4 protein-coding genes are annotated in these 11,947 nt (G+C 44.2%); 2 read left to right on the forward strand and 2 right to left on the reverse strand.

All coding sequences use genetic code 11. From position 1 onward, the window contains the following. On the forward strand, positions 1 to 8,058 hold an 8,058-nt coding region (locus tag R7Z50_RS23565), incomplete at its 5' end, for a tandem-95 repeat protein (protein WP_318149286.1). Between the two features lie 87 nt (positions 8,059 to 8,145). Here R7Z50_RS23565 and R7Z50_RS23570 read toward each other — a convergent pair. Together R7Z50_RS23570 and R7Z50_RS23575 are read right to left on the reverse strand one after the other, a co-directional pair. Next, a complete protein-coding gene (locus tag R7Z50_RS23570) occupies positions 8,146 to 8,760 on the reverse strand; it encodes an OmpA family protein (RefSeq protein WP_005377363.1) in 615 nt (204 codons plus the stop codon). A gap of 2 nt (positions 8,761 to 8,762) precedes the next feature. Next, positions 8,763 to 10,076 (reverse strand): TolC family outer membrane protein, encoded by a 1,314-nt coding sequence (locus R7Z50_RS23575; protein ID WP_021707835.1) that lies wholly within the window; start codon positions 10,074 to 10,076, stop codon positions 8,763 to 8,765. 389 nt (positions 10,077 to 10,465) lie between these two features. On the opposite strand from R7Z50_RS23575, the gene R7Z50_RS23580 reads away from it, so the two are divergent. Beyond that, a partial coding sequence (locus R7Z50_RS23580) for a Calx-beta domain-containing protein (protein WP_318149287.1) occupies positions 10,466 to 11,947 on the forward strand: 1,482 nt, incomplete at its 3' end.

Below are 11,947 nucleotides of genomic sequence, written 5' to 3' on the forward strand. Positions count from 1 at the left end.
GGCACGGTCTCAGTCAACCCGGATGGCAGCGTGACCTACACGCCGAACGATAACTACCATGGTACAGACAGCTTCACGTACATCGTCACGTCGGGTGGGGTCAGTGAGTCCACCACGGTGAACGTCGATGTGACGCCAGTGAACGATGCGCCAGTGGCGACCAATGACAATGCCGTTACTGACGAAGACACGCCAGTGACGATTGATGTCCTGCCAAACGACACCGATATTGATGGCGATAAGTTGTCTATCCAATCGGCGTCTGTACCTGAAGCGCAAGGCACAGTTGAGATTGTTGATGGAAAATTGGTCTTTACACCGGCCGAGAACTTCAATGGTGACGCCGAAATCACTTACACCATCACTGATGGTTCGCTGACTGACCAAGCGAAAGTAGCTGTTACCGTTAACCCAGTAAACGATGCGCCAACGATCAAGGTCGATGCTGTAGAAAGTATCACTGAAGATGCAGTGAATACCGATACGGTAGTGGCAACGTTGGAAGTCGCTGATATCGACACGCCAGAAGAGCAATTAACCGTTTCTTTAGAAAACAACTCAAACGGCTACTTTGCGCTAGTTGGCGATGAAGTCAAACTGACTCAAGCGGGTGTTGACGCGGTTAACAACGACGAACTCAACCTTAAAGACCTAACGAGCAGCGCATCAGTATCGGATGGTGTTAATCCAACGGTTAGCGACAGTGATAGTTTGATTGTGAATCGCGTTAACGATGCACCAACAGTCGACAATGTGATTTCAGATCAAGTGTTAGCAGAAGATTTTACGATCTACACGATTGATTTAAACGACGCATTTAAAGACAGCGACTCCGCACTGAACTTCTCAGTGTCCGGCAACAGCAACGTGTTGGTGTCGATTGAAAATGGCATCGCGACCATTAGCCCAACTGCGGACTGGAACGGCTCAGAAACCCTAACCTTTACCGCCACCGATCCAAGCGGTGAAAGCGTTAGCCAAACGGTGAACTTCACAGTGGCGCCTGTGGCAGATATTGAATCTGACCGCGCGACGGTTGTGGAAGACACACCAACCATCATCAAGGTTTTAGGTAACGACACGTTCGAAGGCGACGACAAAGTGGTGTCGCTCGATAGCAATAACGGTCCAGCTAACGGCACGGTCTCGGTCAACCCGGACGGCAGCGTCACTTACACGCCAAACGACAACTTCCACGGGGCAGACAGCTTCACCTACATCGTCACCTCCGGTGGTGTCAGTGAATCCACCATTGTTAACGTCGATGTCACGCCAGTAAACGACAAACCTGACAGTGAAGACTTTACGCATGTGGCCGATGATCAGCTTACGCACGTTGTGTTTGATACCGATACGAAGCCTCTGGGTCACGGTGACTCTCAAGATCATATCGCGGATGTTGAAGACGACTTAAAAGGCAACGATCTACATGTCCGAATTACTGAACTGCCAACCTCAGGTACGTTGTTCTTTAAAGATAGTGATGGTGAGCTGCACGAAATTAAAGAAGTAAGCGATACGCTTTATGACAAAGACAGCCTTTACTATGAAGCTGATAATGTGGGTTTCTTATTAGGTATCAAGGATCGCCCAGATACACTAAATAGTTCCGAGTCTACAACAGATTTCAATAATTGGGGGCTAAGTGAGGACGGAGGTCCATCACACTCCCGTACTGAGCATTTAGCAAATGGAGCTTCTATCACCATTTCTTCTGATAGCGGTGAGCTTGCGCAGTACAACCGCCAGGTGTCACACATCGGCAATGGTATCGCTGACAATGATGGGCAGGGTATTGAGAAAGGTGAAACGATTACGATCGATTTGTCTAATAATCCTGTGGGCAGCGTAAACCTTGGCTTAGATGGATTAGGTGGATTGTTTGATTACGGAGATGACAACGCAGCACTTATTACGGTTACATACTTAGATTCAAATAATGTCCAACAGACTCAAACGTTCGAGTTTTTGAAGCCTGAAGGCAACTTCATGCTATTCCAAGAAACAAGCGTTGGTTATGGGAAAGATCTAGCTCTTCCTGAAGGTTCGGTCATTACTCAGTTAGATTTTTCTACGAAAAATGAAGGGAACTGGGAGTTACGTTATGTAGAAGGTGTACCTGCCGAAGACAGCTTTGGATATGTGGCAGTCGACTCTGAAAATGGCGTTAGCGATCCATCTACAGTCAATATCGTTAATGAAATGCTAGATGGTAATATTGCTGAAAATGGGCCAAGCCTGTCTGTGGTCGGTGATAGCGTGACTGAGGGTGACAATGTCACGTTCTCGGTTGTTCTAAATGAAACCACTAGCACTGCCGTTAAGTACCAAGTTGATATGCTTGCTCAAGGTTCTTCAGTTGATAAGAATGACGTAAATCTATCAAATGCAACCTATACAAATGGTGTTGTTTTCTTAGGTGGTTACTTGATTGTTCCTGCAGGTATAAGTAGCTTCGAAATATCGATTCCGACTATTGATGACTTGGTTGTGGAAAGCAGCGAAACGATCGTTCTTGAGATCGGCGGTGAAACGGGGACGGCAACAGTTCTTGATAATGACAGTACAAAACTTAGCGTAGTAGATGCCGGCGATGTCATTGAAGGAACTGACGCAATATTTACCGTTTTACTCTCTAACCCTGTTCAAGAGGCCGTTGTCGTCAATCTGAAGTCAACAACAAATGATAGCTATACTGCGGAAGATGTTGATTTAGGCACTATGGTAGTGACCTATGTGGATACTCATGGTCAAACTCAAACATTAGATATGGCGCCTAATGGAGACGTTACCATACCTCCAGGTGTCGCTGAAATTAAAGTCGCAGTCCCGACCAAACTAGATAATGTCCATGAAGGTGATGAGAGCTTTGGTCTGACGGTTACGGAAATCGGTAGTGTCACCAGTAATGGTATTGCAACTGGTAACGCAAATATTGTGGATTCTGATCCTGCACCTTTAGTTAGTATTAGTGCCGATCAAAACAGCGTAAATGAAGGTGAAACGGCAGGCTTTACGCTGACACTTGATAAAGTTGCAGATGAGAGTGTTACGGTTCATGTCGAATATAGTGGCGTGGCCCAAGATGGAAAAGATTTTGTTGGCGTTCTGAGTGTTGAAGTTCCTGCGGGTCAATCTTCAGCTGCTCTTGACTTACTGACGGTCACCGATGGTATTTATGAGGGCGCAGAATCTTTCACAGTAACCATTAAAGAGGTTGATGGCGCTGATGCGAGCATTGCTTCAAATAACAGCGCAAGTGTTGTGATCGTTGATGCCCAAAGTGCACCGAAAGTGACTATTAGCTCAGATCAATCCTCAGTTGATGAAGGTAGTGATGCAAAATTTATCGTCAACATTGACCAAAAAGCAGATGAAGATGTACTGGTAACATTCACAATCGGAGGGAATGTTGATGACAAAGATTATATTGCTCCAAGTACGTACACAGTCACGATTCCAGCGGGTAAAACGTCGGCGCCGATTGATATAAAAACTCTCGATGATGGTATTTACGAAGATCTTGAAAACCTAACCGTGACTCTAATTGATACGGTTGGTGCAGATTCGACGCTTGCAAGTGACTCGAATGAAGTAACAGTCTCTATTATAGATGCTCAGCACGCTCCAGAGTTTATTTCTGGCGGCGATAGTGCTGGTGACAAACCAAATGATGATGTTTACGACTTCGGGTCAGTTAACGAAAACACGGTGAGTGGGGCCGTTATCGGCACGGTCGTTGCTGAAGATCACGATAATGACGTGCTTGTATACCGCTTTGCAGATGGCTCGAGCACTAATGGTATTTTTGATATCGACCCGACAAGTGGAGAGATTTCATTGAACAAGACAATCGATGATGTTGACTTGGGCGATTATACGCTTCAGGTTGAGGTTATCGATGGAACTGGCGGGATTGATACTGCCGAGGTAAATGTTTCTCTGGTAAATGTGAATGATGCTCCTGAATCTTCGCCTTCAGTGGTTGAGATGAATGAAGATACTCAAGTGATGCTTGATTGGTCATCATTCGGTATTAGCGATGTGGACTCTGATGTATCAGATCTATCCGTCCAAATTACAACGCTTCCTAGCGATGGCTCATTAGAGTACAGAGATTCGCAAGGCGATTGGCAGTCTGTACAAATCGATCAAGTCCTCGATAAATCGCTTTTTGAGGAAAACGGTGTTCGTTTTGTACCTGAATTAAATGAATCAGGCAGTGACAGCTTCGGCGGAAATCAAGTCGGAGATCAGGAATCTAGTTACGCTCAAATTGGTTTTAAACCGACAGATGGGCAGAGCTCTGGTCAAGAGTCGACACTGACAATAGACGTGAACCCTGTAGCTGACAAACCGAACTTAATTGCAGTGACGCCATTAAACTCATTGCCTCAACAAGAGTTTAACGTTACGACATGGAGTAATGTTCAAGTTGGTTCTAGTGATGGTATGGGGGTCAATGGAGAGACTCTAATCTCAGCGATCAACGCTCTTAATGAAGCCGATGGTACTCGATTGAGTTGGGCAAATGTGGAAGATTTAGGGACTCATGCAACCTTGGCAAATGAGGCCGTTCTAGTCACATCTCTTGTTTATCTCGAAGCTGGCTCGAGTTACGACTTTGTCGGTCAAGCCGATGATAGCCTTGCAATTAAGTTGGGTGGTACGTTACTTGATCAAGCTCGTTGGGGGAGCGACAGTGGTGATATTAAGGGAGCTAGCTTTACCCCTTCGGTATCTGGCTTTTATCCAATTGAAATTTATCACCATAACCAAAGTGGTCCGGGTAACTTTAATGTGGATGTATCCATTAATGGACAAGCGCCTGTCAACCTGAGCAATAGTAGTCTTTACGTAGTTAGTGATGAAAGTGCACTAGAAGCAACTGATATCAGAACGTCTGAACTACAAGAAGTTAATGGTGTTGCGTTTTACGAAACATACCAGCTGAACGAAGGGTTACAAGATACAGCGATACCGCTCTCTGAAATTAAAGCAAGCTTAAATGATACAGATGGCTCTGAATCACTTAAAGTCACGCTAACTGGCTTACCTGTAGGTGCGATCCTTTCAGATGGAAATAGTTCTATTACTGTCGCAACTATTGATGAAGAACTGGACGTGACAAGTTGGACATTAGATGCACTTACTGTGACTCCACCTGCGGGCTCCCATGATGACTTCACTATCAATTTGACTGCAACGAGTACAGAAAGCTCGAATGGTGATTCAGCAGAATCTAACTTGGCGATCAATGTTGTAGTACATGAGAACTTACCGACGGAAACGGAAAGTGATTTGGGCGAAACCATAGAAGACAATACTCTACAAGGGAATGTATTGCTTAATGACTCTGACGGCGACAATATTCTGATGGTAGATCATCTTACTATCGATGGTGCTGATTACGAGGTAGGCGAAAGTGTTTCTTTGACTAGTGGTACGTTACTAGTAAACCGAGATGGTAGTTACATATTTGAACCTGCTGAGCATTGGTCAGGTGACGTTCCATTAATTAGCTATACCACAAATACTGGCGTAACAAATACACTTGATATCAATGTTGTTGCTATCGCAGATGCACCTACGATCACGATCAATGTTGGCGACTTAGTTAAACGAGATGCTATTGATCCAAACCATCACTTAGCTACATCGGCAATAAATAATACCAATACCGAAAATGAGGCTGTCGCAGCCAACCTTGGGTTGGATAATGCAGTACCTAAAATTAATACACACGCTGGTGTTGTGTTGGGAGTCAATACTGACTTAAGTGACACCGACAGCTTGTTTGTTGGGACAGATTTCAACGATGTATTCTATGGTGGCGGTGGCGATGACGTATTTGTTGGCGGTGGTAACAATGATACGTTTTATGGTGATGACGCGACCAGTCTTACTCTGCATGATGGTAAAGATACAGTCTACTTAACAGGGAACTTTGATGACTACAAAATGACCTTCAAAGACGATCATGGAGGTAAAGTTCCATATTGGATTTTATTAGATAGTCGTTCTATCGATTCGGTAAACGATCATACAGGTAGTGATGACCGAGGTGATCATTTATATGAAATTGAACGCGTTGTTTTTGCAGACAAAATTGTTGATTTGAAACCTGATGGCACTTATGAAGTGCTTCAAGATCGCTGGATTTCGGTCGATGTGGATGTTGATCTAGTTGATGTCGATGGAAGTGAGGATTTAGCGCAGACTGCTCTTGTACAAGATCTACCAGACGGTGTTGACGTGTATGTTGATGGGGTCGCAATTAAGCAAGATTCAAATGGAGATTACCCTGTCACTCTTGGTACAGATGGTAAGCTTTCCCTGGATATCAGAGTGCCATTCGATTATGAAGGCAGCTTAGAGTTCCCGCTAAGCGTTACTGCTACGTCTGTTGAAGGATCAAATAATGACGCAGCTTCAACAACTGAATCCGTTGAGCTTACAGCTCGTGACTATGTGTTGGAGTCGGGATCGCATGGGAATGATCAGATAACGGGTAGTGACGATCACGATATTATTGTTGGTGATGTTCAAGGATTGGAGATCATTGCAGGTCAGGACTACAACATCGCATTTGTTCTGGACACTTCAGGGAGCATGGGTAACTGGGTAGGAACTGCGAAGCAAGAAGTGCTAGATGTGTTTGATGAGCTGTTAAGTGCGGTAAATCAAGGAGAGAAGCCAGGGACAGTGAATATTCACCTTAGTGAATTTGCTTCAAGTGCATCAGCGGTGATTTCTGTTGACTTGAGTTCTCTTACAGCAAGAAAAGAGTTTGTAGAAGAGTTGAATCGTGTAATTGATGATGAGGGTTCTGGCGGCACAAACTATGAGGCGGGCTTACAGTCGGCCGTTGAATGGTTCAGCAGTCAACCTAACCCTAATGGCCAAAATATCACGTACTTTGTTACGGATGGTCAACCAAATAGAGCAACATACCTCTATGGTGTAGCACCGAGTGAATTCTCGAAAGTGATTTTGGACGTCGATAATTCTGGCAAGCTTGTTACCCTGCAAGATATTGCGAGTAAAAACAATTACTCATACGGACAAACAGTTACCTACAAAGGTGATGTCGTTATAGATAGTTACGGTAAGGTTTATTCACCGCTAACAGGAAGAATCCTTGGCGATATCGACAGATATTATGGCTCTATCCGTTATTACGATGAAGGGAATAGCTCGACACAAGCTCAACACATGTATCAAGTACTAGCGGCATTGTCCTCTATAGAAGCGATAGGTCTTGGGAGTGGCGTTGATGAACATACACTCAAGCAGTATGACACTGATGGTGTGGTAGAGTCAGATATTGATGTTACTAAGCTTGCTGAAACGATATTGGGTCAAGATGTACCTCTCAAACAAGGTTCAGACACTATTCAAGGAGGTGAAGGTAACGATATCTTGTTAGGTGACTTAATTGAGTTTGGTGGTAATGAACAAGGCTTAAGTGCGATTCAATCACATGTGGCGCAGCAAACGGGTCAGGATGTGTCTACCGTTGACGGCGAAGATATACATGAGTACGTTAGAAATAACTTGGAAGAATTCAACCAAACTCACCAAGGAGATAAATCGGATAATTTATATGGCGGCGCTGGTGATGACTTACTATTTGGTCATGGTGGCAACGACATACTCGTTGGCGGTGAAGGGGATGATATTCTGATTGGTGGTTTAGGTAGTGATACTTTAACAGGGTCAGAAGGGGCGGACATCTTTAAGTGGAGTGAAGTCACTAACGATGTTGATACTGTCACTGACTTCAATAAAAATGAAGACGCTCTAGACTTCTCAGATCTGTTTGACGACTTATCTAAAGATGAAATTGGAGAGCTTCTTAATGATCTTCAATCAGGTGATCATACTGGTGATGTCGGAGAGTATCATGTAGAAGTGGCACCAGACGGGGGATCTGAGGCAAACCTGAGTATTACAAAAGGGAGCTCGACATTGGACATCCATTTTGACGGTGCAAGTGTTGATGATGTGACTCAAAGCTTAATTGCGAGTTTAGAAGCTCAGTACAAAGACATGTAGTAGCGCTAAACTGTAGTCAAATTTAAAATCAAAAAAGGTCTAGCAATTTGCTAGACCTTTTATTTTTACGGTCTGTTTATTGTTGTGCTAGCTTTTTGGAAGTGTTGTGAAAACGGTCCATTCTTTCTTCACTTCACCCTTGTGGCCAATCACTGTTGCGGTTACTCGACGGTTCAATGCGTGACTAACTTGGTCTGTACCTTGTGTTGCAAGTACTGTGTCTCCATAGCCGACAATGGTAACTCTATCTCCACTAATGCCATTCTTCATTAGCTCTTTTCTAACGTTTTCAGCGCGGCGCTTAGATAGGTCAAGATTATGTTCTGCAGTACCAGTGCGACTAGCATAACCTTGAATCTCTATAGACGTGTTCGGGTACTCTTTCAAAAAGTCTGATAGTTCAAGAATTTGTTGCGTAAAGATAGGGTTGATCACATCGGAATCGTTCGCAAATAGTACTCGAATTTGCATTTCTTGTGAGGAGTCAACGTACGAACCACAACCGTCGTTGTCTATTTCGGCACCCAAAGGTGTACCCGGGCACAAATCTCGCTCGTTAATGACTCCGTCAGAGTCATCATCTATATGATCAGCCCACTGATCGGCAATTGGGGTATCTATGTAATCATATTCATCACCACGATCTGATGAACTGCATGCGGAGAGCATTAATGAGAGTGTAATAAAAGCTATGTGTTTCATAATTAATACTCCACTTCTTCTAGCCATTCTTTAGGCATTTCAACCCTTAATGCACTCAACAGTTGCCCAGTTGCGTTCATCACTCGATATTTGGCGTACTGCTCTGCGTATTTAGAATCTAAGTAGTCTTTACGCGCCTCAAAGAGCTCGTTTTCAGTGTTCAATAGATCAAGCAGTGTTCGTTTACCGATGCGATATTGCTTCTCGTAAGCAATTACGGTCTCAGACGCAGAGTCTACATGATCTGATAGAAACTCTTTTTGTTGTAATGTTAAATCAAGCGCACTCCAAGAAAGCCTTAATCCTTCTTCAACATTGCGATAGGCACCTTCACGCAAGTCTTTTGCTTTATTTAGCTGGTAGGCAAAGTTTTCTGAGTTCGCTGCATCACTGCCACCATTGAATAGGTTGTAGCGTAGACGCAGCATGGCAAGTGTCTCATCACTTCGACCTTTTAAACCATCAGCGTCGTCACGCCATGTTTGCGAAGCTTCAATTGAAATGGTTGGGTAATTAACACCTTTAGACTGTTTGTATTGAAACTTAGCCGAGTCTACGTCTGCGAGCGCCACTTGAATAACGGGATGAAGTTCAAATGCCAAGCCTACCGCTTCATCAACCGTGTACGGGATAAAGTTTTGGTCCGCTCTCGGAAAGATTAACCCTTGTGGTGTTTGACCGACTAAACGAGTGAACATCGTGTGAGAGTCATACAGGTTATTTTGAGCAGCAGCTAAGTTTCCGTGTGCTTTTGCCAAACGTGCTTCTACCTGCGTCAAGTCAGCAGTAGAGCCGATACCCGAGTTGACTCGTTTTTTAATGTCATCGTAAATATCTTTATGAACAGCAAGGTTGTTTTCTGAAAGCTTTAGGACTTCATACGCTTTAACAGCGTCCAAGTACACTTTAGTCACTTCAAGTGCCTTATCTGAAGCATCTGCTAAGAGTTGAAATCTAACAGATTCAGCATCAGCTGCGGTTCGATCAATATCATTTAACGTAGCGCTACCATCCCATATTAGTTGGGTCAGTGTCACTGAAGCTTCCTTTCGAGTGTAATCCGTGTCTCCTCGACCAACTTCATCTGACGGGTCTAATCCTTCATATCCAATTCCAGCATCTAGATCAACAGAGGGGAGGTAAGCACCTGATGAAGCTTCATTTATGTACTTCTGGCTCATAAACTCGTTAAATGCACTTTTAATATCGGGGTTATTTTGTAGCGTCTGTGCAACCGCTTGCTCTAGAGTTTGACCGAAAACTGGTGAAGACACTATTAAGCAACAGCAGGCTATATGTACTCGATTCCATCTCACGTTAGTTCTCCTAAAATCATGTCGCTCTTATTCTGTTTCATATTTGAGACGAGAAGTTACAAACAATGAATTTTCTTAGTGCGTATTATCAACTTGTTGATGTTTAAATGTTTAATTCAATAAAAAACAACAATCTTACTCTCTAAACTCTAGCATACGAGGCAAAGCTTGCTTGGTAAGTGGTCGATTTTTTCGTAGAAAACCTTTTTATCTTAAGAGCATAGCGGAAACTGGTTTAAATGAAGGCAAATTCTTCGGTTATTTTCCTTATTACTCTCAAAAAACTAAATCCTCTTGGAATAAAACGAAAAATTCATATTTTGTCTAAACTATAGACGTGTTTAGTGCAGTAACAAGCCTTTAATTAAACTAATACAAGGATGAAGAGCATGGATCGAGTAGCGTTAAGTTCATTGATGAGCAATGTCGTGGTTATAGGGCTTGATGGGAACCTGAGAAGTCTTGAAAGTGGTCAGCTACCTCAGCCTGGTGAATTAATTATTGAGGAAGTTTCTGATACATCAGAATTAATTGTACAACAGGTAACACCGCAAGGTAGTTCAATTAACGTTACTGATGATGTCACTGCGCTAATCGAGGCTATCGCTAGTGGAGAAGACCCGGCTGCTCTTGGTGAGGATTTTGAGCCAGCTGCTGGTGAGGAAAGTGGTTCTAGCCCCCAAAATACTGGTGCAATAGATCGTACTGGCGCTGAATTGTTGGCTAGTACGAATTTTGAGACCGTCGGTATTGATGGAATCGGACTATCTACAACTCAAGCACTATCTTTGTTGGATCTTTTCAGAGTAATTAATGGCCCTGTACCACCGACTATATTAGTTCAAGAAATATCTAGTCCGACTATCAACGAAGGTGACCAAGTTGTATTCGATATTACTCTAAGTCAAACAACTGAAGACAATACTGATGTCATTCTTTCTCTCCTTGATGGAACCGCAACAGGCGGCTCAGCTGACGATAACGGGAGTGACTACGTCAATGAGCGTGTCCTCATAACATTTTCTGATGGTACAACAGAAGAAGTTTCAGTCGGTGAAAGCGGAACCTTTACCATTTCGATCCCACCGGGTGAAAGTGGCTTTACGGTCTCTATAGACTCTATTGACGACTCTATATTTGAAGGCCCAGAAACGTTTACGCTCTCTGGCACGACAGAAGAACAAAACACACCTGTTACTGGGACTGCCACTATTTTAGATGATGGTAGTGGACCTGGCTCAAATCCTGATGATGATCGCCCAGCGGTAACGATGAGTGATGCAGGTACGGTTAATGAGGGCGAGACAGCGAATTTCAAAGTGACGTTGTCGAACGCCTCCGAGTCTACAGTTCAAGTCGAGCTAGGCCTCAACTTGGGTGACACCGAAGCCGGTGACTTAGGTACCTTAGAATACAACACAGGCTCCGGTTGGGTTGCAGTGCCAAATGATGGCGTGGTAACGGTGCCAGCTGGGCAAACTGAGTTTGATGTGCGCATCGCTGCCATTGATGACGCTGTTTATGAAGGCCCAGAAGATTTCAGTGTGACGGTGACTGGCATTGGCGCAGTGCAAGGCAGTGATACCGGTACGGCGACGATAGTGGATGACGGCACGGGGCCAGGCCCCGATCCGGATGATGACCGACCAAGCGTGACTATCTCAGATGCTGGCACCATCAATGAGGGTGAGACAGCGAACTTCAAAGTGACGCTGTCGAATGCCTCCGAGTCCACTGTTCAAGTCGAGCTAGGCCTGAACTTAGGTGACACCGAAGTTGGAGAATTAGGCACCCTAGAATACAACACGGGAAGTGGTTGGGTTGCAGTGCCAAACGATGGCGTAGTAACGGTGCCAGCAGGGCAAACTGAG

The organism is Vibrio sp. 1249-1, assembly GCF_033340495.1.